The following is a 25,875-nucleotide window of genomic DNA, read 5'->3' on the forward strand; positions in this document are numbered from 1 at the left end:
GGCCGCTTGATCCCCGCCGCATCCTTTTCAGGCAAGCGCGTTTCGCTCTTCGGGCTCGGCGGCTCGGGGATTGCCACGGCGCGCGCGCTGATCGAGGGCGGCGCGGACGTCCTCGCCTGGGACGACAATCCCGACAGCGTTGCCAAGGCCGGCGCGGTCGGCATCGCCACCGCAGACCTGCGCGGCGCGGACTGGGCGAGGTTTTCCGCCTTCGTGCTGTCGCCCGGCGTGCCGCTGACGCATCCCAAGCCACACTGGACCGTCGAGCTCGCGCGGGGCTCAGGCGTGGAGATCATCGGCGATATCGAGCTTTTCTGCCGCGAGCGGACGGCGCGGGCGCCGGCAGCAGCCTTCATCGCCATCACCGGCACCAACGGCAAGTCGACGACCACGGCATTGACGGCGCACATCCTCAAATCGGCCGGGCGCGACACGCAGATGGGCGGCAATATCGGCCGCGCGGTGATGACGCTCGATCCGCCGCAGCCCGAGCGGCACTATGTGGTTGAGTGCTCGTCCTATCAGATCGATCTTGCCCCTTCGATCAATCCGACGGCCGGCATCCTGCTCAACCTGACGCCGGACCATCTCGATCGCCATGGCACGATGCAACACTACGCCTCGATCAAGGAGCGGCTGGTGGCCGGCAGCGAGACGGCAATCATCGGTGTCGACGATTCCTGGTGCGCCCAGATCGCCGACCGGCTGGAGCGAGCGGGCCGGCAGATCATTCGCATCTCCAAGCGCCTGCCGCTGACCGACGGCTATTTCGCCGAAGGCACCAACCTGATGGAAGCCGTGCACGGCCGCTACAGCCGGGTCGCCTTTCTCGAAGGCATCGGCTCGTTGCGCGGCCAGCACAACGCGCAGAATGCGCTGGCCGCCGCCGCCGCCTGCCTCAAGGTCGGGCTCGAGCTCGGCGAGATCCAATCCGGACTGGAGAGTTTCCCGGGGCTGGCGCACCGCATGGAGCAGGTCGGCCGCAAAGGGCATGTGCTGTTCGTCAACGATTCCAAGGCGACCAATGCCGATGCCGCGGCACCGGCGCTGTCGAGCTTTGCACGTATCTACTGGATTGCCGGAGGTCTGCCGAAAGAGGGTGGCATCGAGCCGTTGCGCGGCTTCTTCCCGCGTATCGCCAAGGCCTATCTGATCGGCGAAGCCGCACCGGCCTTTTCGGCGACGCTGGGCGAAGCGGTGCCCTACGAGATATCAGGCACGTTGGCTGCGGCGGTCGAACACGCCGCCCGCGATGCGGCCAAGGATAGTAGCGGCGAGGCGGTGGTGCTGCTGTCGCCGGCCTGCGCCAGTTTCGACCAGTTCAAGAATTTCGAAGTCCGCGGTGAGGCGTTCAGGCAAGCCGCAACCGCCATTGATGGCGTGAAGCCCATCGGAGGGACACGATAATGCAAAGCCGTCTCGACAAAAGCCCCGTGGCGACCTGGTGGTGGACGATCGATCGCTGGTTCCTGGCGGCGTTCCTGTCGCTGATGGGCCTCGGCATCGTTTTGTCCTTCGCCGCAAGCCCGGCGGTGGCCGAACGCATCGGACTAGACAGTTTCCACTTCGCCACACGCCAGATCATCTTCACCATTCCGGCACTTGGAGTGATGCTTGCCGTCTCGTTCCTTGAATCCAGGCAGATCCGGCGCATGGCGCTGGTCATGCTGTGCATCACGCTGTTTTTGATGGTGGCGGTGCTCTATATCGGCGTCGAGGTGAAAGGCGCGCGGCGCTGGGTATCGCTTGCCGGCCTGTCGATACAGCCGTCCGAGTTCCTGAAACCGGGCTTCGTCATCATCTGCGCCTGGCTGTTCGCCGAGCACAAGCGCCAGCCCGACATTCCGGGCAATCTGTTCGCCATGTTGCTGCTTGCGCTGGTCATCTCGCTGCTAGTGGCGCAGCCTGACCTGGGGCAGACCATGCTGGTGCTCGGCACCTGGGGGGTGATGTTCTTCATGGCCGGGCTGCCGTGGCTGTGGATCGTCGCGCTGGGTGCTGCCGGCGTCGGCGGCGTGTTCGCCGCCTATGCGGTGTTCCCGCACGTTGCCGGCCGCATCGACCGCTTCATGACCGGCGAGGGCGACACGTTCCAGGTCGACATGGGCCGCGAGGCGCTGATCAATGGCGGCTGGTTCGGCGTCGGGCCGGGCGAGGGCACCGTCAAGCGGGTCATCCCCGACAGCCATGCCGATTTCGTCTTCTCGGTCGCTGGCGAGGAATTCGGGCTGATCATGTGTTTCTTCATCATGTCCATCTTCGGCTTCATCGTGCTGCGCGGCCTCAACACGGCACTCAAGGAGCAGGACGATTTCACGCGCTACGCGGTTGGCGGCCTGGTCACCGTCTTCGGCCTGCAGTCGGTCATCAACATGGCCGTCAATCTGCAACTGATGCCGGCCAAGGGCATGACGCTGCCGTTCATCTCCTATGGCGGTTCCTCCCAGATCGCGATCGCCATCTCGATGGGCATGGTGCTGGCGCTGACGCGCAAGCGCCCGGAAAAGCGCAAGCAGCTGGGCTTCATGCCGTCGCCGCGTGCGATGCCGGCGGAGTGAGATGGCGAAGGGGGTCATCCTTCTAGCTGCTGGCGGAACGGGCGGACATCTGTTCCCGGCCGAGGCGCTGGCACATGAGCTCAAGGCGCGCGGCTGGGCGGTACATCTGGCCACCGACGACCGCGCCGAGCGCTTTGCCGGGCAGTTCCCGGCGACCGCCATCCATCCGATCCAGTCGGCGACGATGGGCTCGAAGAATCCTTTTGCCATGCTCGCCGCGTTTTGGAAAATCTGGCGCGGGGTGCGGCAGGCGTCGGCCGTCATCGCCAGCATCAAGCCCGCCATAGTGGTCGGCTTCGGCGGCTATCCGACACTGCCGCCGCTTTACGCGGCGACCCGGCGCAAGGTGCCGACGCTGATCCACGAGCAGAATGCGGTGATGGGCCGCGCCAATCGGGCGCTCGCCGGCCGCGTCGACGCCGTTGCCGGCGGGTTCCTGCCGGAAGACATCAGTGCCACTGGCGCCAAGACGGTGACCACCGGCAATCCGGTCAGGCCGCAAGTGTTGGAAGCAGCGAATACACCCTATGCTGCATCGGCCGGCGAAGAGCCGTTCCGGTTTCTGGTGTTTGGCGGCAGCCAGGGCGCGCAGTTCTTTTCCGATGCGGTGCCGGCGGCGATCGCCCGGTTTTCCGATGCACAGCGTAGGCGACTGGCGATCACGCAGCAGGCCCGCGCCGACGATGTGGCGCGGGTGGAAGCCGCCTATGCCGCGCTTGGCATCGAGGCCGAGGTGTCGCCCTTCTTCACCGACATGGCGGCGCGGCTCGCGGCGGCGCATCTGGTGATGTCGCGCTCCGGCGCGTCGACCGTATCGGAAATCGCGGTGATCGGCAGGCCGGCGCTGCTGGTCCCTTATCCGCACGCGCTCGACCACGACCAGGCGGCGAATGCGGCCGCCCTTGCCGCAGCGGGTGGCGCCGAGGTGCATCCGCAATCCACGCTTTCGGCGGAGCGGATCGCTGCGCTTGTCGGCGGGCTAATGGATGATCCAGGCAGGGCGGCGACAATGGCTGCGGCGGCGAAATCGTCCGGTAAACCGGATGCCGCGCGGTTGCTCGCCGATCTGACAGAGGCTATTGCGTCCAGGAAATCCGTTTCGGAATTCAGGAAGGAGACGCATTGATGAAGATGCCACAGACGATCGGCCTCGTGCATTTCATCGGCATTGGCGGCATCGGCATGAGCGGCATCGCCGAGGTGCTGCACAATCTCGGCTACAAGGTGCAGGGATCCGATCAGGCCGACAGCGCCAATGTGCAGCGGCTGCGCGACAAGGGCATCGAATGCTTCGTCGGCCACCAGGCCGAGAACCTCGGCGAGGCCGAAGTGGTCGTCGTCTCCACGGCAATCAAGAAATCCAACCCGGAGCTGAAGGCGGCGAGAGAGAAGTTGCTGCCGATCGTGCGGCGCGCCGAAATGCTAGCCGAGCTGATGCGCTTCCGGCAGGCGGTCGCGATCGGCGGCACGCACGGCAAGACAACGACGACTTCGATGGTGGCGACGCTACTCGATGCCGGCGGGCTCGACCCGACGGTGATCAATGGCGGCATCATCAATGCCTATGGCACCAACGCCCGCATGGGCGACGGCGAATGGATGGTGGTCGAGGCCGACGAGAGCGACGGCACCTTCCTCAAGCTGCCGGCCGAGATTGCCGTCGTCACCAATATCGACCCCGAACATCTCGACCATTACGGCTCCTTCGACAAAGTGCGCGAGGCGTTTCGCCAGTTCGTCGAGAACGTGCCGTTCTACGGCTTTGGCGTGATGTGCACCGACCATCCCGAGGTGCAGGCGCTGGTCGGCCGCATCGAGGACCGGCGCGTCATCACCTATGGCGAAAATGCGCAGGCCGACGTGCGCTTCACCAATCACCGCATGGACGGCCCAACCTCGGAATTCGACGTGGTGATCCGCGACCGCAAGACGCACGGCCAGATAACGATTGCCGGTCTGCGGCTGCCGATGCCCGGACGCCACAACGTTTCCAATGCGACGGCGGCGATTGCCGTCGCGCATGAGCTCGGCCTTTCGGCCGAGGCGATCAAGAAGGGCCTGTCGTCCTTCGCCGGCGTCAAGCGGCGTTTCACCCATACCGGTTCGTGGAACGGTGTCGATGTGTTCGACGATTACGGTCATCATCCGGTCGAGATCACGGCGGTACTGAAGGCGGCGCGCAGCGCCACCAAGGGCCGCATCATCGCCGTTACCCAACCGCATCGCTTCACTCGGCTGCGCGATCTGTTCGACGAGTTTTCCGTCTGCTTCAACGACGCCGATACGGTAATGGTGGCGCCCGTCTATGCGGCCGGCGAGGAACCGATCGACGGCGTTACGTCCGACGCACTGGTGTCGCGCATCCGCTCCGGCGGCCATCGCGACGCACGCTACATCGAAGGTCCGGCGGCGATTGCGCCGATCGTGCGCGAGGTGGCGAAGCCGGGCGATTTCGTCGTCTTCCTCGGCGCTGGCAACATCACCCAATGGGCCTATGCGCTGCCCAAAGAACTCGGCGGGACTATCTCATGATGCGCGGCCAGGCGTTGATCGACAAGCTTGGCGACCGGCTTGCCGGATTGCGCGGCCGCATCACGCCCAATGCCGAGATGGACAAGATCACCTGGTTTCGAGCCGGCGGGCTCGCGGAGGCATTGTTCCAGCCGGCCGACGAGGACGATCTTGCCGCGTTCCTGAAGGCGGTGCCCGAGGAAATACCGCTGACCATCGTCGGCGTCGGCTCAAACCTGCTTGTCCGTGACGGCGGCATTGCGGGCTTCGTCATCCGGCTTTCGGCCAAAGGCTTTGGCGAGACCGAAGTGATAGCGCCGACCACGATCAAGGCGGGGGCCGCGACACCCGACAAGCGCGTTGCGGCCGTTGCCTACGAGGCCGGCATCGGCGGCTTTCATTTCTACCACGGCATTCCCGGCGCCATCGGCGGAGCGCTGAGGATGAACGCCGGCGCCAACGGTGTCGAGACGCGCGAGCGCGTGGTCGAGGTGCGGGCGCTCGACCGCAAGGGCAATGTGCATGTGCTGAGCAACGCCGACATGGGCTATGCCTATCGCCATTCAGCTGCGCCGTCCGGGCTGATCTTCACGTCGGCGCTGTTCGAAGGCGTTCCGGAGGACAAGGCGGCGATCAAGGCCGCGATGGATGCTGTCCAGAACCATCGCGAGACCGTGCAGCCGATCCGCGAAAAGACCGGTGGCTCGACCTTCAAGAATCCCGAGGGCACCTCGGCCTGGAAGGAAATCGACAAGGCCGGCTGCCGCGGCCTGATGGTCGGCGGGGCACAGATGTCGCCGATGCATTGCAACTTCATGATCAACACCGGGACCGCCACAGGCTACGAGCTTGAATATCTCGGTGAGACGGTGCGTGCGCGCGTGCTCGAAAGATCGGGCATCCGGCTGCAGTGGGAGATCAAGCGCATCGGCAATTTTCGGCCGGGCCATGCCGTCCAGGAATTTCTCGGGCAGCTGCTTTAGCGCAAGCCGAAGACCGTTGCCTCCGGACCTCATGAATTCACATTTTGCTGCCGTTTTTGCGGAAAGTGAATCCATCGGAATCGTAAGCACTTGCCAGCGAATCAACTCTCTGATTCTCTGCCCTGAAGCGTTTCCTGATTTGAGTCGTTTCGACGCGTTACTCGCGTTTCCGTCTGGGGGGCAACCTGCCGGGAGACTCGGACTCAATGTTGCGGAAACACGGGAGCAAAGCTGCTCGGCGTATTTGAGTGCGCGCGATGCTTTTCGGGCCATGCACGATGGTGCAGGCCTGCTGTGAGAGGAAATGACGGGGAATGACAAGCAAGCACGTGGCCGTCCTTCTGGGGGGATTCTCGTCCGAGCGGCCCGTGTCCCTGTCGTCGGGCAAAGCCTGCGCCGATACACTCGAGGGGGAGGGCTACCAGGTCACCCGGGTCGACGTCTCGCGCGACATCAGCTCGGTGCTCGTCGAGCTCAAGCCCGACGTCGTCTTCAACGCGCTGCACGGCCCCTTCGGCGAGGACGGCACCATCCAGGGCATCCTCGAGTATCTGGCCATTCCGTACACCCATTCCGGCGTGCTTGCCTCGGCGCTCGCGATGAACAAGGAACAGGCCAAGAAGGTCGCCAAGGCGGCCGGCATTCCGGTAGCGGAATCGAAGGTGGCCAATCGCTTCGCCATCCAGAACAAGCACCCGATGAAGCCGCCCTATGTGGTCAAGCCGGTCAACGAAGGATCGAGCTTCGGCGTCGTCATCGTGCATGAAGGCCAGTCGCATCCACCGCAGATCATCGGCTCGTCCGAGTGGAGATATGGCGATACGGTGATGGTCGAGCGTTATGTGCACGGGCGAGAATTGACGTGCGCGGTGATGGGCGATGTGGCGCTCGGTGTCTGCGAGATCATCCCGACCGGCCATTCCTTCTACGACTATGATTCAAAATACGTCGCGGGCGGATCAAAACACGAATGCCCGGCAAAACTTTCACCGAATATTTACCAAAAAATACAGACACTGACGCTCAAGGCTCACCAAGCTATCGGCTGTCGGGGCGTTTCCCGGTCGGACTTCCGTTATGACGATCGTCACTCCGAAAACGGTGAAATTGTCTGGCTCGAGGTCAACACCCAGCCGGGTATGACGCCGACGTCTTTGGTGCCGGAAATCGCCGCGCAAGCGGGACACTCGTTCGGCGATTTGTTGAGTTGGATGGTGGAGGACGCTTCGTGTCTGCGTTGAAGTGGGGACAGGGCAAGGGGAAGGGCGCGGCCGGGCCGGTGCTGTTCGGCATGCCGTTGTCGTTCGACCATTTCGTGCTGCCACGCCTGCTCCGCCGGCCGGTGCGTGTGCTGGCGCGCCTCGGCGAGGGCGATTTCGAAGCGCCGCCCTATTGCGCTGCCATCCTGTCGGCGGCACTGCTTATTTCGAGCAGCGCCTATGGCGCCTATCTCGGCGGGCATGCCGACGCCATCGTCCAGAGTGTCACCGCCCGCACCGGTTTTGCCGTCGACCAGGTCAAGGTCGTCGGCAACCGCGAAACCTCCGAGATCGATATTCTCGACAGGCTGGAACTCGACGGCTGGACCTCGCTGATCGGCTTCGATGCCGAAGCTGCGCGCGAACGCATCACCACGCTGCCCTGGGTCGAAGCCGCGGCAGTGCGCAAAGTCTACCCGCATACGCTGGAAGTGCGCGTCGAGGAGCGCGAGCCGTTCGCGCTGTGGCAGCAAGGGAGCGCGCTTTCGGTCATCGAGAAATCCGGCACCGTGATCGCGCCGTTCTCCGGCGGCAAGCAGATATTGCTGCCGCTGATCATCGGCACCGGCGCACCGGCCAAGGCGCCGGATTTCCTGGCCAGGATCAAGAATTATCCGGAGCTTGCCGCGCGGATCAAAGGCTATATCCGCATCGGCGAACGGCGCTGGGATCTCAAGCTTGAGAATGGCATCACCGTCAAGCTTCCCGAAGACGGTGAGGACCAGGCGATTGCCGACCTGGTCAGGATGGACCACGAGAACGGGCTTTTGACGCGCGACATCGCAGCCGTCGACATGCGTCTTTCCGACCGTCTGGTCGTCCAGTTGACGCCGGAAGCGGCGACGCAGCGCGAGGCTGCGCTTAACGAAAAGCCCAAGATGCTGAAGCGCAAGCCGGAGACGAAGATATGAGCTGGCTTGGCGGCAACAGCGATGCCTCGTCGCGCCGGTCCGGCATCCTGACGGTGCTGGATGTCGGTTCCAGCAAGGTCTGCTGCGTGGTGGCCAAGCTCAAGCCGCGCGACGATGGCAAGCTGCTGCGCGGACGCTCGCATCGCATCCAGGTGATCGGCATCGGCCACCAGAAATCGCAAGGCGTGAAATCGGGCGTCGTCATCGATCTCGACCGTGCCGAGCACGCCATCCGTCTTGCCGTCGACGCCGCCGAACGCATGGCGGGACTGACGGTCGATTCGCTGATCGTCAACATGACCGCCGGCCGGCTGAAGAGCGAGGCTTTTTCGGCCACCATCAATCTCGGCGGTCATGAAGCAGACGAGGCCGACATCAAACGCGTGCTTGCCGCCGGCGCCAAGCAGGCGCTGCGGGCTGAGCGCGAGGTGATCCATTCGCTTCCCGTGGCCTTTTCGCTGGATGCCGAGCGCGGTGTGCGCGATCCGCGCGGCATGGTTGGCGACCAGCTTGGCGTCGACATGCACGTGCTGACAGGCGACGCGGCGCCTCTGCGCAATCTGGAGCTCTGCATCAACCGCTCGCATCTCTCGGTCGAGCGCATGGTGGCGACACCCTATGCCAGCGGGCTAGCCGCCCTGGTCGACGACGAGCTCGAAATGGGCGCGGCCTGCATCGACATGGGCGGCGGCACGACGACGATCTCGGTATTTTCGGAAGGCAAGTTCGTCCACGGCGACGCCATCGCGATTGGCGGCAACCACGTCACGCTGGATATGGCCAAGGGCCTATCGACCTCGCTCGATGCCGCTGAAAGGCTGAAAGTGATGCATGGCTCGGCGCTGCCAGGAAGCGCCGACGACCGCGACCTGGTCTCGATCCATCCGATCGGCGAGGACGGCGAGGTGCCGTTGCAGATCCCGCGCTCGGTGATGACGCGCATCATCCGCGCCCGCATCGACGAGACGCTGGAACTGCTGCGCGACCGGCTGAACAAGTCCGGCTACGGCAATGCCGTCGGCAAGCGTGTGGTGCTGACCGGCGGCGCCAGCCAGCTTGCCGGCCTGCCCGAAGCAGCACGCCGCATTCTCGGCCGCAATGTACGTATTGGCCGCCCGCTCGGCGTGGCAGGCCTGCCCGAGGCGGCCAAGGGGCCGGCTTTCTCGACCCCGGTCGGACTTCTGATCTACCCGCAGATGGCGAGCTTCGAGAGCCGCCCGGCGAAGGGAATTTCCGGTCTTCGGATGACCGGAACAGGCGGAAAACTGCATCGAATGAGTCAGTGGTTGAGAGACAGTTTTTAATTTGACGGGGACAGCCCCATAGGCGGCCGCGGCGGCGAAGCGGCGGGAAAGGCAAAGGACGAAGACAATGACCATCAATCTGCAGAAGCCGGACATCACCGAGCTCAAGCCGCGCATCACCGTGTTTGGTGTCGGCGGCGGCGGCGGCAATGCCGTCAACAACATGATCACCGCCGGCTTGCGCGGCGTCGAGTTCGTGGTGGCCAACACCGACGCGCAGGCACTGACGATGTCGAAGGCCGAGCGGCTGATCCAGCTCGGTGCGCATGTCACCGAGGGTCTCGGCGCCGGATCGCAGCCTGAAGTCGGGCGCGCGGCGGCGGAAGAGTGCATCGACGAGATCATCGATCATCTCTCGAACACGCATATGTGCTTCGTCACCGCCGGCATGGGCGGCGGCACCGGCACCGGGGCGGCGCCCGTGGTCGCGCGCGCTGCCCGCGAAAAGGGCATCCTTACCGTCGGCGTCGTCACCAAGCCGTTCCACTTCGAAGGCCAGCGCCGCATGAAGACGGCCGACATGGGTATCGAGGAACTGCAGAAATGTGTCGATACGCTGATCGTCATTCCCAACCAGAACCTGTTCCGGCTGGCCAATGACAAGACGACCTTCGCCGACGCCTTCGCCATGGCCGACCAGGTGCTCTATTCGGGTGTCGCCTGCATCACCGACCTGATGGTCAAGGAAGGCCTGATCAATCTCGACTTCGCCGACGTCCGCTCGGTCATGCGCGAAATGGGCAAGGCGATGATGGGAACCGGCGAGGCTTCGGGCGAGGGCCGCGCAATGGCCGCCGCGGAAGCCGCCATCGCCAACCCGCTGCTCGACGAGACCTCGATGAAGGGCGCCAAGGGCCTGCTGATCTCGATCACCGGCGGCCGCGACCTGACACTGTTCGAAGTCGACGAGGCCGCAACCCGCATTCGCGAAGAGGTCGACCAGGACGCCAACATCATTCTGGGCGCCACCTTCGATGAGGAACTCGAAGGCGTTATCCGCGTGTCGGTGGTCGCCACCGGCATCGACAAATCGGCGGCCGAAATCGCTGCAGCGCCGATCGCCATCCGCACGGCTCCGCCGAAGCCGGTCAGCCGCCCGGCGACTCAGGTCACGGAAATGCGCCCGGCGCCTGTCCAGCAGCCGATCTATGAACCACGTGCTGCCGATCCGGTCGCCGAGGCCATTCAGCTCGCCGAGGCGAATGCGGCAGCGATGGCGCAGGCCCGCCCGGCACCGGTCGCGCATTCGGAAGACTTCCGTCCGCAGAGCAAGATCTTCCAGGCGCCTCCCGCTCAGCCGCAGCCGATGATGCAGCCAGTGGTTCAGCAAGCGATGCAGCCGGCTCCGCATCGTGAAATGCCGCAGCCGATTGCCGCGGCACCCCAGCGCATGCCGCGGGTAGAGGATTTCCCGCCGCAGGTGAAGGCTGAAGTGGAAGCCAAGGCCCGCCCGGCCGACCACGAGAACAGCGGCCCGATGGGCTTGCTCAAGCGCCTGACCAACGGCCTAACCCGCCGCGAAGAGGAACCTGCACGGCTGCAGCCGGCGCAGCCGCGCGAACCGAAACTGCGCCAGGCGCCGGCGGAAGTGCGCCGCCTAGCCAGCCAGGATCCGCAGCTTTACGCGCCGCGCCGCGGCCAGCTGGACGAGCAGGGCCGACTGACGCCGCAGAGCCGGGCTGTCCAGGAAGACGATCAGCTGGAGATTCCCGCCTTCCTGCGCCGGCAGGCCAATTGATCTGTTGACGGTTCGTAACAGTTGTTAACAGGCGAGCAGGAAACTGTTCGCCTGTTAATATTAAAAGCGATTTTAAAACAAGGACTTATGGGGCAATCCCGCGCTGGACCGCAGTTACAAAGAGTAAGAAACCGTGATTTGGAGTCTCCCTGTGGGACCATTATCTTCGCCACCGACCAAAGTCGGTTTGCTGGGAGTCTCGGGGAAGTGGCCCTGCCTGCCGATCAATCAAGAGCCGCGCCCTTAGGGCAGATGAAGCGGACCTAGGCAGTACGGGCTATGGGGATTGTTTTGCACGACTATCAGACGACACTTAAATCGCGTGCGACGCTGACTGGTATCGGCGTCCATAGCGGCAATCCGGTCACCGTCCATTTCCTGCCGGCAGATGCCGATACGGGTATCGTCTTCCAGCTTTCGAATGCAAGCGGAAGCCACGAATTTCGCGCGCTCGTTTCCGAGGTCGGTGCCACCGACCTCTGCACCATGCTTGGCGATCCGCAAGGCGAGCACATTGCCACGGTCGAGCATCTGATGGCGACGCTCTTTGGGCTTGGGATCGACAATCTCGTCATTGAAATCGACGGCCGTGAGGTGCCTATCCTCGACGGCAGCGCGGTCATGTTCATCGAGGCCATGGACCAGGCAGGCATCGAAACGCTGCCGGTCAAGCGTCGCTACATCAGGGTGGTCAAGCCGGTTCGCATCGAGAACGGCGCCTGCTGGGCGGAGTTCAGGCCCTATGATGGCACGCGCTTCGAGATCGAGATCGATTTCGAAAGCCCGGCGATCGGCCGCCAGCTTTTCGCATCTGATATGAATGCCGACATTTTCCGCCGCGACGTCGCGCGGGCCCGCACTTTCGGGTTCATGAAGGACGTCGAGCGGCTATGGGCAGCTGGCTACGCGCTCGGCTCCTCGCTGGAGAACTCGCTGGTGATCGGCGATGACAACCGCGTGATCAACATGGGAGGCCTGCGCTATCCCAACGAGTTCGCGCGGCACAAGACGATGGATGCAATGGGCGACCTGGCGCTCGCCGGTGCCCGGTTTATCGGCTGCTTCCGCTCCTATCGTGGTGGCCACAGGCTGAACGCCGCGGCGCTGCGCCGTCTCTTGTCCGACCGTTCGGCTTTCGAGATCGTCGAGACGACGCGCCGCGAGCGCGGCCGTGCCGCTGAGATGAGCGCCGTCAATGCCCCCCTCTTTGCGCCCTGGATGATCTGATTCTTAACGTTTTTGCGGCTCTTATTGCGATCAGCTGTGTTGCAAGGATGCATCACTGGCCGGCCAAATCGCACAGCTTTCCAGGTGGCGCCAAACCGCCACAAAAATGTGCGATTGGCCGGGGATAGCGTTGCCGGGCAAGGCGGTTATGGTTTATGGCTGCTGCCGTCGACTGAAATGACGCCGAAAGGGCGGAATCCAATCATGTTTTTCAAGCGAGTTGGTCAATCGAAGGCGCCGCGGCGGGCTGTTTTCCTGGCGCTTTCGGTCGTCGTTCCATCGCTGTTTCTGTCGGCCTGCATGTCGTCCGAGAAGGACGTCGATCTATCGACCTATGTCGATCAGACCGAGCCGGCCGACGTGCTCTATAATCAGGGTCTCGCCAATCTGAATGCCGGGCGCCTGCAGGAGGCAAGCCGCAAATTCGATGCCGTCGACCGCCAGCATCCGTATTCGGAATTCGCCCGCAAATCGATGGTGATGGGCGCCTTTGCCGACTACCGTCAGGGCAATTACGACGAGGCGATTGGTTCGGCCAAGCGCTACCTGACCCTTTACCCGTCGACCGACGATGCAGCCTATGCCCAATATATTATCGGGCTGAGCTACTACCGCCAGATCAAGGACGTCACCCAGGACCAGAAGGAAGCGCGTCTTACCGTGCAGACGATGCAGGACCTGGTGACGCGCTGGCCCACGTCCGAATATGCCGACGACGCCAAGGAGAAGATCCGCTTCGCCAACGATCAGCTCGCCGGCAAAGAGATGCAGATCGGCCGCTATTATCTCGAGCGCCGCGAGTACATCGCAGCCGTCAAACGATTCCGCAACGTGGTGGAGAACTATTCCAACACACGCCATGTCGAGGAGGCGCTGGCGCGTCTGACCGAGAGCTACTACGCGATGGGGCTGACGTCGGAAGCGCAGACCGCCGCGGCCGTGCTCGGCACCAACTATCCCGACAGCCAGTGGTACAAGGACTCCTATAAGCTCCTGCAGAGTGGTGGGCTCGAGCCGCGCGAGAATGCCGGATCGTGGATCTCCAAGGCCGGGAAGCTGATCACCGGCGCCTGAGCGGCGCGTCACCATGCTCTCCAGGCTGTCGATCCGCGATATCGTTCTGATCGAGAAGCTGGACATCGACTTCTCGTCCGGCCTTTCGGTGCTGACCGGCGAAACCGGCGCCGGAAAGTCCATCCTGCTCGACGCCTTGTCGCTGGCGCTTGGCGCCCGCGGCGACGCCTCGCTGGTGCGGCATGGCGCGGCACAAGGCCAGATCATCGCTGTGTTCGACGTGCCGCGCAACCACCCGGCCCGTATGCTGCTCGCCGAGAACGCCATCGAGGACGACGGCGACATCATCCTGCGCCGCGTCCAGACGGCGGACGGCCGCACGCGCGTTTTCGTCAACGACCAGCCGTCCAGCGTGACGCTGATGCGCGACGTCGGCCATGCGCTGGTCGAGATCCACGGCCAGCACGACGAGCGCGCTTTGGTCGATCCCGGTGCGCATCGGGAATTGCTGGACAGCTTCGGCGGTCATCTGGGCGCCGCGCGTGCAACAGGCGAGGCGTGGCGGCACTGGCGCGCCTGCGAGCAGGAATTTTCACGGCACCGGGCCAAAGTCGAGGCGGCTTCCCGCGAGGCCGATTATCTGCGTGCGGCGGTCGCCGAATTGACCAGGCTCGATCCGCAACCGGGTGAAGAGACCGAGCTCGCCGACCTGCGCGCCTCGATGATGCGTGCCGAAAAGATCGCCTCGGAAATCCACGATGCGCAGGATGTGCTCTCGGGCCCGTCCTCACCCTTGCCGCAGTTGGCCAGCCTGCTCAGGCGGCTGCAGCGCAAGGTGACGGAAGCGCCCGGCTTGCTTGAAGAGGTCGTCAAATCGCTCGACGAGGCGATGCTGTCGCTCGACGCGGCGCAGTCGGGCGTGGAAGCAGCACTTCGCGCCACTGAATATGATCCGCAGCGGCTGGAGAAGGCCGAGGAGCGGCTGTTTGCGCTGCGTGCCGCCTCGCGCAAGCACAGCGTCGCTGTCGACGATCTGGCGCAACTGCGCGACACCATGGCGGCCGACCTTACCGATCTCGACGCTGGCGAAGAGCGCCTGCATGCGCTGGAGAGACAGGCTGCAGCTGCGCGTCAGGCCTATGACATTACGGCGGCCCAGCTGTCGTCGCTTCGCCATGCGGCGGCCGCAGGGCTGACCAAGGCGGTAATGGCCGAACTGCCGGCGCTGAAGCTCGAACGGGCTGAGTTCATCGTCGAGATCGCAAGCGATGCCGGGAGCCGCATGGAAGAAGGCATCGACCAGGTCGAGTTCTGGGTGCACACCAACCCCGGCACCCGGCCCGGCCCAATGATGAAGGTCGCTTCCGGCGGCGAGCTTTCGCGCTTTCTGCTGGCACTCAAGGTGGCGCTGGCCGATCGCGGCTCGGCGCCGACCCTGGTCTTCGACGAAATCGACACCGGGGTAGGCGGCGCGGTTGCCGACGCCATCGGCCAGCGGCTGGCGCGGCTGGCAAAGCGCGTGCAGGTGCTTTCGGTCACGCACGCGCCGCAAGTGGCGGCGCGCGCCGCGACGCATTTCCTGATCTCCAAGTCAGGCGGGGCCGACCGGGTGTCGACCGGCATCGCCGAGATGGACCGGGCGGCGCGGCAGGAGGAGATCGCGCGCATGCTCGCCGGCGCCACCATCACCGACGAGGCGCGCGCGGCGGCCGAGCGCTTGCTGCGGGAGAACATCGCGGCAGCGTAGAGCGGTTCATCACGCCGAACCGCTCTACCTCTTTGTTTTGCGCAATTCCGGACGGAAAACCGTTTCACACTTTTCCTGGAATTGCTCTAGACGAGTTCGTTTCCGGCGCTCGTGACCTGAGTCAGGGTCTGGCTCCATCCTGCTGTTCAGGAATGATTTCCGTGTCTGATCTCTCCCTCATGAGAGAATCCTGTTCTATTGTGTCGCGCCACCGTGGAGGGAGCAGTGTATGGACGAAAAACCAGTCGATTCGCTCAGCGAAAGCGAGGCGGCAAGCGAGTTGAAGCGGTTGGCGCAGGAGATCGCCGAGCACGACCGGCGCTACCACGGCGAGGACGCGCCGATAATCACGGACGCGGAATATGACGCGCTGACGCGGCGCAACCTCGCCATCGAACAGCGCTTCCCCGCTTTGGTGCGCGAGGATTCGCCCTCACGCAGGGTCGGCGCACCGCCGGCGGAAGGCTTTGCCAAGGTGCGTCATGCGGTGCCGATGCTCAGCCTCGCCAAGGCCTATACCGACCAGGACGTCACCGATTTCATTGTACGTGGCCGGCGGTTCTTTGATCGCGACAAGGATCTGGACATCGCCTTCACAGCTGAGCCGAAGATCGACGGGCTGTCGGCTTCGCTGCGTTATGAAGGTGGTGTGTTCGTGCAGGGAGCAACGCGCGGCGACGGCGCCGTTGGCGAGGACATCACCGCCAATCTGAGGACCATCGCCGACATTCCCAAGACCTTGAATGGATCGGGCTGGCCCGAGGTCATCGAAATACGCGGTGAGGTCTATATGACCTACGCGGAATTCGAGGCGTTGAAGCAGCGGTCGGCGGCGCTCGGCGGCCAGGACTACGTCAATCCGCGCAATACCGCGGCCGGGTCGCTCCGTCAGAAAGACCCGTCCGTTACCGCCAGCCGCAACCTCAAGTTCTTTGCCTACGCCTGGGGCTTTACCACAAAGGATCCGGCTCCGACCCAATACGATTCCGTGCAAAAATTCGCGGAGTGGGGATTCAAGGTCAGCCCGCTGATGGTCCGGGCAAGATCGGTCGAGGAACTGGTCGCGCATTATCACCTGATCGAGACCCAGCGCTCATCACTGGGCTACGACATCGACGGCGTCGTCTACAAGGTCGATCAGCTGGAATTGCAGCGCAGATGGGGTTTCGTCACTGGCGAACCGCGCTGGGCCATCGCCCACAAATTTCCGGCCGAACAGGCGATGACAACCGTGCTCAGGATCGACATTCAGGTGGGCCGTACCGGTACGCTGGCGCCCGTTGCCCGGCTTGCACCCGTCACGGTCGGCGGCGTAGTGGTCGAAAACGTCACGCTTCACAACGAAGATTACATCAAGGGTCTGGACAGCAACGGCCAGCCGATCCGCGACGGCTATGACGTGCGTATCGGCGACACAGTGGTCATCCAGCGGGCAGGGGACGTCATTCCGCAGATCGTCAGCGTCGTAGCCGATAAGCGTCCGCCAGATGCCGTGCCCTACGAATTCCCGCACAAATGTCCGATCTGCGGCTCACCCGCAACGCGCGAGATCAACGAGAAGACCGGCAAGGAGGATTCCCGCCGCCGCTGCACCGGCGAACTGATCTGCCCTGCGCAGGCCGTGGAAGGATTGCGCCATTTCGTGTCACGCGGCGCCATGGATATCGAAGGCCTGGGCGCTGAAAACATAGATCTGTTCTTCAACGCCGGGTTGATCAAGACAGCCGCCGATATCTTTACGCTCAGGGATCGTCGTCCCGCCGTTACCAAGGCGCTGGCCGAGCGGCGGGAAGAGCAGGCCAGGCAGCGTGAGGCCGCGTCGGGCAAGACGCGCAAGAATGTACGCAGTGTCGAGGAACGCAACTACGACGGCCTCGACAAGCTCTTCGCTGCCATCGACGCTCGCCGCGAACCGGAACTCGATCGCTTCATCTTTGCGCTGGGCATCCGCCATATCGGCGAAACGACGGCCGCTGTGCTTGCCCGAACCTTCTCGACGATCGAGGAGTTGATCCGCATTGGCAAGGAGACAGCAGCGGCAGCCGATCCACACACCGTTTTTCCTTCGATCAACGGCATCGGCGATACGGTGATAGGTGCGCTTCGCGATTTCTTCGGCAATGAACGCAACGACGCCGTGCTTGAAGCGCTGCTCACACAGGTCCACCCGAAGCCATACATCGTGAACGTCTCAGCCGATAGTGCGGTCGCCGGCAAGACAATCGTGTTTACAGGCACGCTGGAAAAGATGACGCGCCCCGAGGCCAAGGCGATGGCCGAACGTCTCGGCGCGAAGGTCGCCGGCTCGGTTTCTGCGAAGACCGATCTCCTGGTAGCGGGGCCGGGCGCCGGTTCCAAGCTGAAGGACGCGACCAAATTCGGCATCGAGGTGATCGACGAGGACACCTGGTTGCAGCGGATCGGCAAGGGCGCGTGATGGCGGCTGCGTTCAACGGTTTTGGGCAAAAGGCCATTCCCTTCCTCAAGGCGCTGGATTTTCATCAGAGCCGGGAGTGGTTTTTGGAAAACCGCGACCTTTTCGAACGGGATCTGCGCGACCCCTTCGGCGATCTGGTCGAAACGCTCTCCGAGCGCTTCACGGCCGCGGCGCTCGGCCTGCGCGGCGACCGCAAGAAGTCGCTGTTCCGGATTAATCGCGATGTGCGTTTCGCCAAGGACAAACGGCCTTATAACCGGCATTTGTCGGCGATCCTTTCGCCTGACGGCACCAAGATGGAACAGGGCGTGTTTTACGTCCATATCGGGCTCGATCGCTGCTTTGCCGCCGTTGCCTGGTGGCAGCCCGGACCGGAGCTATTGCTGGCGCTGCGCAACGCGATCGCGAAGCGGCCGGCTGAATTCCGCACCCTCGTCGCGGCGCTGAAGAAGAACGGCCTCGAGCTCGACCCGGACGGCTGCATGAAGCGCACGCCGCGCGGCTTCGAGCATATCGCCGAGCCTGATCTCGCTGCCGCGATCCGCAATCGGCATTTTGCCGTCCGGCACGCAGTCGAGCCGGCGGATATTTATGGAGCTGGATTGGTCGACGAACTCGTCGACTTCGTCATGCGGGCAAAACCGCTGCTCGACTGGGGCAGGGCGATCGAAGGCAAGGCTTCGCCGCGCTAGCGGATAAATCAGACAGTCAAATGCGCCGCGCAGTGTAGAGGCTGGTGGTCATGTTGCGGGTTATGGAGCCTTGGAACTCGTCGCGGACGATGCGACCCAGCTCCGCCAGGATTGCTTCGCGGTCGCTGCGGATGTTGATGTTGGAAAAAGTGGCATAGAGGGCCACCGTCTGGTCAGGATCGAGGACAAGCGACCAGACACTTGTCCGATGTTCGATGGAATCGAACGCGCCGGTTCGCTCCAGCGCCGCCGCGCGGGCCTCGGCATCAAGGGCGAACGGAATACCATTTGAGCCCGCCGAAGGGCTCGAAGGCCCTTCAAGCAGTGCCTTCGTCGCATCATGAAAGGGATCGGGGCGACTGTTGTCGCCGAATACATTCCAGACCATTGCCCACCAGCCGCCCGGCCGAAGCAGCTCGGCGACCTTGACCAGCGCGGTGTCCTCATCCAGCCAATGAAAGGCAGTGGCGCTGACGCCGAGATCAAAACCGGCCTTCTCAAGGACGGCATCCTCAAACGCAGAGACGCTCACCGAGAGCGCCTTGTCCTGAATAGTCTCGCAAAGGAAAGTCGCGAGGCGAGAATCCGGCTCGATGGCGAGCATCGGGCTCGCGCCCAGTTCGAGTAAGCGGCGCGTAGCAGTTCCTGTACCTGCGCCAATCTCGAACGTCGCCGTGCCAGGGGCGAGACGGCACCGTTCACATAGAATTTCGAATACCCAATCAGGATAGCCAGGCCGCGTCGCGTGATAGCTGCCGGGATCGGCGCCGAAGGCCAGGCGGCCGAATTTTGGATCGATGAAAAATTCGCTCATTGCAACCACCTCTGGGGAACCACCTCTGGCCTTGGGTCTGTGGCCGCCACTTTTGGCAAGGACCGATGGGCGCCAACGGATATGCCCTCCCAGGTGCCAAGCGTCTGATTTTTATCCACTGGGCACTGGAGCGCCTTGCCGCCCGCCTCAGCCATCACTTCCGCTGATCATTTGCCTCAATCGAATTGGTGTGACAAGGAGGGCGGCCCTCCCTACATACGACCGTCCCGAGGAGGCGATTGATGTCGGCGGAAGCAATCTCCGAAAACAGTGCGAAAAGCGATTTCTGGGACGGCGTGCGGCTCAGCATGCCCGTCGTGGTGGCATCGGCGCCGTTTGCATTGCTGTTCGGGGCGCTCGCAGTCGACAACGGGTTTTCCGTGCTCGAAGCGTTCCTGATGAGCGCAACGGTGTTCGGCGGCGCCAGCCAGATGGTAGGCATCGAGCTGTTCGGCCAGCATGTCGCGCCGTGGCTGATCGTGCTGTCGATCTTCGCGGTGAATTTTCGCCACGTGCTCTATTCGGCCGGTATCGGCCTGCGCATCGCGCATTGGCCACTGATCCAGCAGGCGATAGGCTATTTCGTGCTCACTGATCCGCAGTTCGCGATGGCCGAGCGCAAGGCGGAGGCCGGCGAAACCGTCGGGTTTACCTGGTATATGGGGCTTGGGCTGCCGGTCTATGTGTTCTGGGTCATCGAAAGCGCGCTCGGCGCGATGTTCGGCAAGCTTATTCCCGACACCCATGTGCTGGGCATCGACTTCCTGCTGCCGATCTATTTTCTCGGCCTGGTCATGAGCTTCCGCAAGCGGCCGCTGTGGCTGCCGGTGGTCATCGCCAGCGCTGCCGCCTCCATCATTGCGTACAAAACCGTCGGCTCGCCCTGGCATGTCTCCATAGGTGCGCTGGCCGGCGTGCTGCTCGCCGTCATCCTGCCGCCCCGCCACAGCGGCGTGGAGACACGGCCATGAGCACGACCTTGTGGATCATCGTCGCCGCTTCGATCGCGACCTATCTGACCCGCATCGGCGGTCATCTGGTGATCTCACGCTTCGACCATATCCATCCGCGCGTCGAGGCCGGGCTCAGCGCCGTGCCGGCGGCGGTGCTGACCACGCTGGTGGCGCCGGCGGCGCTCAGCGCCGGACCGGCGGAATGGGCAGCCTTGATTGTTGCCGGCCTGGTCTCGCTGCGCGGCGGGCTGATGGCGATGTTCCTGGCGGGTGCTGCCGTGCTGATCCTTGCGCGGCAGCTCGTCGGGTAGTGGACCGACGGAGTACGCCTGTCTTCCTGCCAGATCGCCGCTCTATGGTATTTTGCCGTCCATCTTCGGGAAGAGAATGACACTCTCCTGTGCGGTCGGTTCGTTGCGGGCGCCAATAAAGGTGGCCGGCGTGCTTGCCCGGTTCACGGCAACGTGAAGCACGTTGGCGGGAATGTAGAGATAGTCGCCGGGATGCACGAGGTCGCGAAACTGCAGTTCGTCCCCGCTCCACATCTCCAACTCGTCTCCGCTCAGCATATAAAATGCTGTTTCGTGGCGCGCATGGACATGGGCTTTGGTCCGCTTGCCCGGCGGGATTGAGGCGACGCCCAGCCAAAGGGCCTTCGCTCCGACGGTCTCAGCACTTATTCCCGGCAGATAGTCCGACCCCTGTTCGGCCCGATAAGCCTCGCCGCCCCTAACAACCAAAGCCTTTCCCTCGCTGGGCGCAGCACTGTCCATTGCGGCCGGCTGTTTCAACATCATCATCTTGAACCTCCATTTGTGTTAGTCTGTGCGAAGGACGGCCAGAATGATCAGTCCCCCGTCCGAAGTCCTTAACAGGAGGCGAAAAGTTCCGAATTCTTCCGAAGCCGGAAAGCGAGATGCTTCAGCACCGCGACGCTTCGCGTTCGGGCCGTTCGTGCTCGACCTGCTGCGCGGGACGCTTGTTCGCGAGGGCAAGCCAGTTGCGGTCGGGCAAAAAGGCTTGTCGTTGCTTCAGGCCTTGGTGGAGGCACCGACGCAGGCGCTGAGCAGGACGGCCCTCATGGAGGCCGCCTGGTCCGATGCCGTCGTCGAGGAAAGCAATCTTTCGGTGCAGATTGCCGCCCTGCGCAAGCTACTCGGCCCGCAGCCGGACGGCAGCGAATGGATCGCCACCGTCCCCCGCACCGGATATCGCTTCGCCGGCAGTGTTCATGTGCTTGACCCCGCTGCAGACGATGCGCTTCCGAGCCAACTGGCGGGTCTCTCCGAAAGGGCGTCCATTGCGGTGTTGCCGTTCGCCAATGTCAGCGGCGACAGGGAACAGGCCTATCTGGCTGACGGCATCACCGAGGACATCATCACCGCGCTGACAAGGTTCCGATGGTTCCGGGTGATCGGGCGCAATTCCAGCTTCGTCTATAAGGACAAGTCGGTCGACTCCAAACAGGTGGCCCGCGAGCTTGGCGCCCGTTATGTCTTGGAAGGAAGTGTGCGCCGGTCCGGCCAGCAGATCCGGGTCTCGACGCAACTGGTCGATGCCGCCTCGGCCAATCAGATCTGGGCCGAACGATACGAGATGGAACTGACGGAGGCGTTCGCCGTCCAGGATGCCATAGCCGAGCGGGTGGCTGGTGCGATCGAACCCGAACTGCTCAAGACGGAGTCGCTCCCAGCCGTTGGACGCAACAGCGGAAATGCGACGGCCTGGGACCTGGTGCGGCAAGGTACCTGGCATTTTCACCACGTCGGCCGTCAAACTCACTTGCGTGGCCGCGAGTTATTTCGGCTGGCGTGCAAGCTCGATCGTGAACTCGCAGAGGCCCATCTCTGGCTCGGTCGGGTGAGCGCCGGCATCGTCGCTTACGGCTGGAGCGACAAGCCGGCACAGGATATCCGAGAAGGCCTGGATGCAGCCCTGAAGGCGGTTCGGCTCGACGAGAAAAATCCCTATTCGCATTATGCGCTCGCCATCTGCAGCATCTATGCCAATGCGCAGGAACAAGCCGTTCTTGCTGCGGAAAGAGCGATCGAGATCAGCCCAAGTTTCGCCCTTGGTCATCTGGCTATGGGAATGGGGCAGCTTTTCCGCGGCAGCGCATCCGAAGCGATAGCGCCGCTCGAACACGGCCTTATGTTGAACCGGTACGATCCGCAGAACTTCGTCTGGTTTAATGTCCTGGCGCTCGCTTATCTATTTGCGGGGCAGGCAAACGAGGGGCTCGTCGCGGCGATTGAGGCTCGCAAGGTCGGTCCCACGTGGCGACCCACCTATGAAACACTCGCCTGCTGCTACGTCTCGCTTGGCCGTCTGCCGGAGGCAAGATCTTGCGTCGAACTGATGCGGGAGATGGAGAACCCTACAGGCGATGCCTTGGCGCCGCTCAGGCTGCGCAATCCACATTGGGCAGACCAGATGGCGGATCTGTTGAAGAAAGCCGGTTGGCAGCAGTAAGGCTGCGGTCAATCCCCTGCAGATTGGCGTCGTCTGTGTGATGTCGGTCACGCAGTTGTTGGGCAGCACAAGCCAGGTCGGCTTCGCACTCAGGGTGATGCTGGGGTCCGGTCGATAGCCGACCCACCGCCATTGCGAAAATCACCACTTCTGATCGTGCGGCTTCGCCGCAGCGCTCATCTGCGCTGCAAACCATGTAATAGCTCCTGCCCAGCCAGCAGGTTTCTTGAATATCGACGCGACCTGCGACAGGCTCAGCCGGATCGCCTCCGCTCTCTCCTGGTGGGCGCGCCGCACGGCGCCGCTATAGAGCGCTTCACGCTGCTTTGGCGTCAATGCGCTTAGATCGATCGGCTGGATGCCGAAGGGCTCGGGCGACATTTCCATCTCCCCCTGGTTTGCCGTTTTGATAGGCAGCTACACCGACGATTTACGGGAAAGGGCTAATCAGCTAAAATGAATAATTAAGATCGTTACGTTCTCCAGGAGAGATGTATGGATTTGGCCGATCTGCGCATCTTCCGCACGGTGGTGCGCGAGGGCGGAATCACCAGGGCAGCGGAAAAACTGTTTCGCGTGCAATCGAACGTGACCACACGCATCCGGCAGCTCGAGGAGGATCTCGGCGTGCAGCTGTTTATCCGGGAGGGCAAGCGCCTGCACGTATCGCCGGCCGGTCACAAATTGGTCGGCTATGCGGATCGGCTGCTGGCGCTTGCGGAGGAGGCGCGAACGGCGATGCTCGATCCACGCCCGCGCGGCACGCTTCGCCTAGGTGCCATGGAGAGCACCGCCGCGGCACGGCTTCCAAGTCTGCTCGCCGACTATCACGCACGTTATCCCGAAGTGGAAATCCAGTTGCGCACCGGCAACCCGCAGGTTCTCGCGACCGCCATGCTTGCCGGCGAACTCGATGCAGCCTTCGCCGCCGAGCCGATCGCCGACGCTCCGTTCGAAAAGCAGTCAGCATTCCAGGAGCAACTGGTCATTGTCTCGGCGGCATCGCGCGTTTCGATCGACGACCGCCTGGACATGCCCAAAACCATGATAGCCTTCGAGCACGGCTGCCCGCACCGCAAGCGGCTGGAACAATGGTACGCGCGCAGAGGGTTCATGGCCGAGAAAACCATCGAGCTTGGTTCATACCATGCCATCCTTGGTTGCGTGGTGGCTGGCATGGGCATAGCGCTGATGCCGAAAAGCGTGCTTTCGGGTTTCCCGGAGAGCCGCTGGCTAAAGCTGCACGAACTGCCCGCTGACGAAGACAACGCCGTTACGGTGTTGTTCTGGCGCAAGGGAGCCGGTTCTTCCAACGTCACGGCTTTGCAAGAACTGCTTGCGGAGCAAAGCCTGTCAACCGGCGTTGCCGCCGCCGCTATTGCTTGAAGTCGTGCGGCAGCGGGGCGGTTGCCTTTTCCAGCCAGGCCAGCGTCTCGCCGTCGAGCATCGGTCCGATCTCGGCCAGCACCCGCGCGTGGTATTCGTCGAGCCAATGCAACTCGTCACGCGTCAACAGATCCGACCGGATCAGCCGCTTGTCGATCGGCGCCAGCGTCAGCGTCTCGAAGCCATGCATGGCGATGTCACCGCCTTCGACCATCTCAGCCGGAGTGACCAGGACAAGATTTTCGATGCGGATGCCGTAAGAACCTTCCTTGTAATAGCCGGGCTCATTGGAGACGATCATGCCGGCCAGCAGCTTTTCGGTGCCGGTCTTGGCGATACGCTGCGGGCCCTCATGTACGGCAAGATAGGAGCCGACACCGTGCCCGGTGCCATGGGCGAAATCGCAGCCGTGTCTCCATAGCGCCAGGCGCGCCACTGCATCGAGTTCGGAACCGCGCGTGCCTGGGGGAAAGCGCAGCATGGAGATGCCGATCATGCCTTTCAGCACCAGCGTGAAGCGTTCGCGCATCTCCTCGGCCGGCGTACCGATCGGCACTGTGCGGGTGATGTCGGTGGTGCCGTCCTGGTACTGTCCGCCGGAGTCGAGCAGGAACAGCTCGCCATGCTCCAGTTTGCGATTGGTGGCGCGGGAGACGCGATAGTGCATGATGGCGCCGTTGGGGCCGGCGCCGGAGATTGTGTCGAACGAGACGTCGCGCAGCGGCATCTGTGTTTCGTCGCCGGTTTGCCGGCGCGTCTCCTCGAGCCTGGTGACAACGGTGATCTCGTCGAGCGTGCCGGGTTCCTGACGGTCGAGCCAGCACAGCAGCTTGGCGACCGCGGCTCCGTCACGGCGATGCGCGGCGCGGGCGCCGGCGATCTCGGCTTTGTTCTTCGTTGCGCGTGGGATGCGGGCCGGATCCGGTGCGGCAGTGACGGTGCCGCCATTGTCCTCGACCAGCATGCTGAGCTTCTCCGCCGCCAGAGCGGGGTCCAGCGCGATTTTTGCACCGCCCTTGGCCAGGGTGACGATCGCTGTTTCGAATTCACCGGGTTCGTGCAATTCGGCGAGCTGCGTCAGATAGGCTGCGACGGTGCGTGAGAACTTGCGCTGGTCCATGAAAAGCAGATGCGATCCGTCGGCGGCGAGCACGGCAAAGCCGAGCGCCAGCGGTGTGTGCGGCACGTCGCCACCACGGATGTCGAAGGCCCAGGCGATGGAGGAGGGGTCGGTCAATACGGCATGGGTGGCGCCCTCCTTCTCGATGGCTGCCGCCAGCCGGACCAACTTGTCCTTGGCCAGTTCGCCGGCAAAGCCGATCGGGTGGATCTCGACCGGCGCCAGTGGCGGCCCGGGCTGGTCCTGCCAAATGGCGTCGATCGGATTTTGTTCGAGCGGCACCAGTATCGCGCCGGACTTGACGGCCGAGGCCCTCAGCGCCTTGACGTCGCTGATCGTATGCAGCCATGGATCGAAGCCCAACCGCACGCCCTTGCCGAGATTGTCCTTGATCCAGTTGGCCGGCGGGTTGTCGACAAGGCTCTCGATCGAAAAGATGTCGAGATCAACCTCCTGGCGCACCTGCAGCGTGTAGCGCCCGTCGACAAACATGGCGGCGCGCTTGCCAAGCACAATGGCGACGCCGGCCGAGCCGCTGAAGCCGGTCAGCCATTTCAGCCGTGCCGAGCGGTCGGCGACATATACGCCCTGGTGCTCATCGGCGCGGGGCACGATGAAGCCGTCCAGCCCATTCGCCGCCAACCATTGGCGTAGCATTGCCACGCGCGGCTTGCCAACGGCCGGATCGCCGGCGGAATCGAAGGTCTGGAACATGTGGGCTCTCCTCGAATGCTGGCGCGACCGTAGCG

At 63.4% G+C, this 25,875-nt stretch carries 22 protein-coding genes; 18 read left to right on the plus strand and 4 right to left on the minus strand.

Annotation, left to right across the window (positions count from 1 at the left end):
• Positions 1 to 6: 6 nt before the first annotated feature.
• From murD to NKI50_RS17325, 14 genes are all read left to right on the plus strand, one after another.
• A complete protein-coding gene (murD, locus tag NKI50_RS17260) occupies positions 7 to 1,407 on the plus strand; it encodes a UDP-N-acetylmuramoyl-L-alanine--D-glutamate ligase (protein ID WP_023721203.1) in 1,401 nt (466 codons plus the stop codon).
• Positions 1,407 to 2,558, plus strand: a complete 1,152-nt coding sequence (gene ftsW, locus NKI50_RS17265) for a putative lipid II flippase FtsW (protein WP_023721202.1) — start codon at positions 1,407 to 1,409, stop codon at positions 2,556 to 2,558. Before murD ends, ftsW begins: the two co-directional genes overlap by 1 nt.
• Before the next feature lies 1 nt (position 2,559).
• Positions 2,560 to 3,684, plus strand: a complete 1,125-nt coding sequence (murG, locus tag NKI50_RS17270; RefSeq protein WP_023721201.1) for an undecaprenyldiphospho-muramoylpentapeptide beta-N-acetylglucosaminyltransferase — start codon at positions 2,560 to 2,562, stop codon at positions 3,682 to 3,684.
• Positions 3,684 to 5,090, plus strand: a complete 1,407-nt coding sequence (murC, locus tag NKI50_RS17275; protein ID WP_023721200.1) for a UDP-N-acetylmuramate--L-alanine ligase — start codon at positions 3,684 to 3,686, stop codon at positions 5,088 to 5,090. Before murG ends, murC begins: the two co-directional genes overlap by 1 nt.
• The gene (murB, locus tag NKI50_RS17280; RefSeq protein WP_031194586.1) at positions 5,087 to 6,052 is read left to right on the plus strand and encodes a UDP-N-acetylmuramate dehydrogenase; all 966 of its coding nucleotides are present in this window, start codon (positions 5,087 to 5,089) and stop codon (positions 6,050 to 6,052) included. The genes murC and murB overlap by 4 nt, the downstream gene beginning before the upstream one ends.
• Before the next feature lie 314 nt (positions 6,053 to 6,366).
• Positions 6,367 to 7,293, plus strand: a complete 927-nt coding sequence (locus NKI50_RS17285) for a D-alanine--D-alanine ligase (protein WP_023721198.1) — start codon at positions 6,367 to 6,369, stop codon at positions 7,291 to 7,293.
• Positions 7,281 to 8,222 (plus strand): cell division protein FtsQ/DivIB, encoded by a 942-nt coding sequence (locus NKI50_RS17290; protein ID WP_023721197.1) that lies wholly within the window; start codon positions 7,281 to 7,283, stop codon positions 8,220 to 8,222. Before NKI50_RS17285 ends, NKI50_RS17290 begins: the two co-directional genes overlap by 13 nt.
• Positions 8,219 to 9,526 carry a cell division protein FtsA gene (ftsA, locus tag NKI50_RS17295; protein ID WP_023721196.1) on the plus strand — a complete coding sequence of 436 codons (1,308 nt, stop codon included), beginning with the start codon at positions 8,219 to 8,221 and terminating at the stop codon, positions 9,524 to 9,526. Before NKI50_RS17290 ends, ftsA begins: the two co-directional genes overlap by 4 nt.
• 67 nt (positions 9,527 to 9,593) lie before the next feature.
• Positions 9,594 to 11,264: a cell division protein FtsZ gene (gene ftsZ / locus NKI50_RS17300; protein ID WP_352717182.1), complete on the plus strand. Its 1,671-nt coding sequence runs from the start codon at positions 9,594 to 9,596 to the stop codon at positions 11,262 to 11,264.
• A 279-nt stretch (positions 11,265 to 11,543) separates the two neighbouring features.
• Entirely contained in the window at positions 11,544 to 12,491 is a 948-nt protein-coding gene (gene lpxC, locus NKI50_RS17305; protein WP_352481535.1) for a UDP-3-O-acyl-N-acetylglucosamine deacetylase, read from the plus strand.
• 204 nt (positions 12,492 to 12,695) lie between these two features.
• On the plus strand, positions 12,696 to 13,565 hold the full coding sequence (locus NKI50_RS17310; protein ID WP_352456160.1) for an outer membrane protein assembly factor BamD: 870 nt from the start codon (positions 12,696 to 12,698) through the stop codon (positions 13,563 to 13,565).
• A 13-nt stretch (positions 13,566 to 13,578) separates the two neighbouring features.
• Entirely contained in the window at positions 13,579 to 15,252 is a 1,674-nt protein-coding gene (gene recN / locus NKI50_RS17315) for a DNA repair protein RecN (protein ID WP_352639779.1), read from the plus strand.
• Positions 15,253 to 15,481: 229 nt separating this feature from the next.
• Positions 15,482 to 17,689 (plus strand): NAD-dependent DNA ligase LigA, encoded by a 2,208-nt coding sequence (ligA, locus tag NKI50_RS17320; protein ID WP_352639778.1) that lies wholly within the window; start codon positions 15,482 to 15,484, stop codon positions 17,687 to 17,689.
• On the plus strand, positions 17,689 to 18,381 hold the full coding sequence (locus NKI50_RS17325) for a DUF2461 domain-containing protein (protein ID WP_352639777.1): 693 nt from the start codon (positions 17,689 to 17,691) through the stop codon (positions 18,379 to 18,381). Before ligA ends, NKI50_RS17325 begins: the two co-directional genes overlap by 1 nt.
• Positions 18,382 to 18,397: 16 nt before the next feature.
• On the opposite strand, the gene NKI50_RS17330 is transcribed toward NKI50_RS17325, so the two are convergent.
• A complete protein-coding gene (locus NKI50_RS17330) occupies positions 18,398 to 19,195 on the minus strand; it encodes a class I SAM-dependent methyltransferase (RefSeq protein WP_352639800.1) in 798 nt (265 codons plus the stop codon).
• Positions 19,196 to 19,437: 242 nt separating this feature from the next.
• Between NKI50_RS17330 and NKI50_RS17335 the strand changes: the two genes are divergently transcribed.
• The gene (locus NKI50_RS17335) at positions 19,438 to 20,166 is read left to right on the plus strand and encodes an AzlC family ABC transporter permease (RefSeq protein WP_352639776.1); all 729 of its coding nucleotides are present in this window, start codon (positions 19,438 to 19,440) and stop codon (positions 20,164 to 20,166) included.
• A complete protein-coding gene (locus tag NKI50_RS17340; RefSeq protein WP_023721187.1) occupies positions 20,163 to 20,459 on the plus strand; it encodes an AzlD family protein in 297 nt (98 codons plus the stop codon). The genes NKI50_RS17335 and NKI50_RS17340 overlap by 4 nt, the downstream gene beginning before the upstream one ends.
• 42 nt (positions 20,460 to 20,501) lie before the next feature.
• Here the strand turns inward: NKI50_RS17340 and NKI50_RS17345 are convergent, their stop codons facing one another.
• A complete protein-coding gene (locus tag NKI50_RS17345) occupies positions 20,502 to 20,948 on the minus strand; it encodes a cupin domain-containing protein (protein WP_502895805.1) in 447 nt (148 codons plus the stop codon).
• Positions 20,949 to 21,102: 154 nt separating this feature from the next.
• On the opposite strand from NKI50_RS17345, the gene NKI50_RS17350 reads away from it, so the two are divergent.
• Positions 21,103 to 22,620 carry a winged helix-turn-helix domain-containing tetratricopeptide repeat protein gene (locus NKI50_RS17350; RefSeq protein ID WP_352717186.1) on the plus strand — a complete coding sequence of 506 codons (1,518 nt, stop codon included), beginning with the start codon at positions 21,103 to 21,105 and terminating at the stop codon, positions 22,618 to 22,620.
• Between the two features lie 141 nt (positions 22,621 to 22,761).
• On the opposite strand, the gene NKI50_RS17355 is transcribed toward NKI50_RS17350, so the two are convergent.
• Positions 22,762 to 23,001, minus strand: coding sequence for a hypothetical protein (locus tag NKI50_RS17355; protein ID WP_352481531.1), 240 nt, complete (start codon positions 22,999 to 23,001; stop codon positions 22,762 to 22,764).
• A gap of 114 nt (positions 23,002 to 23,115) precedes the next feature.
• Between NKI50_RS17355 and NKI50_RS17360 the strand changes: the two genes are divergently transcribed.
• Positions 23,116 to 24,006 (plus strand): LysR family transcriptional regulator, encoded by an 891-nt coding sequence (locus NKI50_RS17360; RefSeq protein WP_352717188.1) that lies wholly within the window; start codon positions 23,116 to 23,118, stop codon positions 24,004 to 24,006.
• Here the strand turns inward: NKI50_RS17360 and NKI50_RS17365 are convergent.
• A complete protein-coding gene (locus NKI50_RS17365; RefSeq protein WP_352717190.1) occupies positions 23,996 to 25,840 on the minus strand; it encodes an aminopeptidase P family protein in 1,845 nt (614 codons plus the stop codon). The two genes, NKI50_RS17360 and NKI50_RS17365, sit on opposite strands and share 11 nt — an antisense overlap.
• Positions 25,841 to 25,875: the final 35 nt, after the last annotated feature.

The sequence above is a fragment of the Mesorhizobium sp. M0563 genome (assembly GCF_040321065.1).
Classification (GTDB): domain Bacteria; phylum Pseudomonadota; class Alphaproteobacteria; order Rhizobiales; family Rhizobiaceae; genus Mesorhizobium.

Bases quoted from the DNA above. Each gene is read 5' to 3' on its own strand.
- NKI50_RS17345 (WP_502895805.1), bottom strand. From the start codon at position 20,948: ATGATGATGTTGAAACAGCCGGCCGCAATGGACAGTGCTGCGCCCAGC.
- ftsZ (WP_352717182.1), top strand. From the start codon at position 9,594: ATGACCATCAATCTGCAGAAGCCGGACATCACCGAGCTCAAGCCGCGC.
- murC (WP_023721200.1), top strand. From the start codon at position 3,684: ATGAAGATGCCACAGACGATCGGCCTCGTGCATTTCATCGGCATTGGC.
- NKI50_RS17365 (WP_352717190.1), bottom strand. From the start codon at position 25,840: ATGTTCCAGACCTTCGATTCCGCCGGCGATCCGGCCGTTGGCAAGCCG.
- NKI50_RS17335 (WP_352639776.1), top strand. From the start codon at position 19,438: ATGTCGGCGGAAGCAATCTCCGAAAACAGTGCGAAAAGCGATTTCTGG.
- ftsA (WP_023721196.1), top strand. From the start codon at position 8,219: ATGAGCTGGCTTGGCGGCAACAGCGATGCCTCGTCGCGCCGGTCCGGC.
- ligA (WP_352639778.1), top strand. From the start codon at position 15,482: ATGGACGAAAAACCAGTCGATTCGCTCAGCGAAAGCGAGGCGGCAAGC.
- NKI50_RS17355 (WP_352481531.1), bottom strand. From the start codon at position 23,001: ATGTCGCCCGAGCCCTTCGGCATCCAGCCGATCGATCTAAGCGCATTG.
- lpxC (WP_352481535.1), top strand. From the start codon at position 11,544: ATGGGGATTGTTTTGCACGACTATCAGACGACACTTAAATCGCGTGCG.
- NKI50_RS17340 (WP_023721187.1), top strand. From the start codon at position 20,163: ATGAGCACGACCTTGTGGATCATCGTCGCCGCTTCGATCGCGACCTAT.
- murG (WP_023721201.1), top strand. From the start codon at position 2,560: ATGGCGAAGGGGGTCATCCTTCTAGCTGCTGGCGGAACGGGCGGACAT.
- NKI50_RS17285 (WP_023721198.1), top strand. From the start codon at position 6,367: ATGACAAGCAAGCACGTGGCCGTCCTTCTGGGGGGATTCTCGTCCGAG.
- NKI50_RS17360 (WP_352717188.1), top strand. From the start codon at position 23,116: ATGGATTTGGCCGATCTGCGCATCTTCCGCACGGTGGTGCGCGAGGGC.
- NKI50_RS17330 (WP_352639800.1), bottom strand. From the start codon at position 19,195: ATGAGCGAATTTTTCATCGATCCAAAATTCGGCCGCCTGGCCTTCGGC.
- NKI50_RS17310 (WP_352456160.1), top strand. From the start codon at position 12,696: ATGTTTTTCAAGCGAGTTGGTCAATCGAAGGCGCCGCGGCGGGCTGTT.
- NKI50_RS17325 (WP_352639777.1), top strand. From the start codon at position 17,689: ATGGCGGCTGCGTTCAACGGTTTTGGGCAAAAGGCCATTCCCTTCCTC.
- murB (WP_031194586.1), top strand. From the start codon at position 5,087: ATGATGCGCGGCCAGGCGTTGATCGACAAGCTTGGCGACCGGCTTGCC.
- recN (WP_352639779.1), top strand. From the start codon at position 13,579: ATGCTCTCCAGGCTGTCGATCCGCGATATCGTTCTGATCGAGAAGCTG.
- ftsW (WP_023721202.1), top strand. From the start codon at position 1,407: ATGCAAAGCCGTCTCGACAAAAGCCCCGTGGCGACCTGGTGGTGGACG.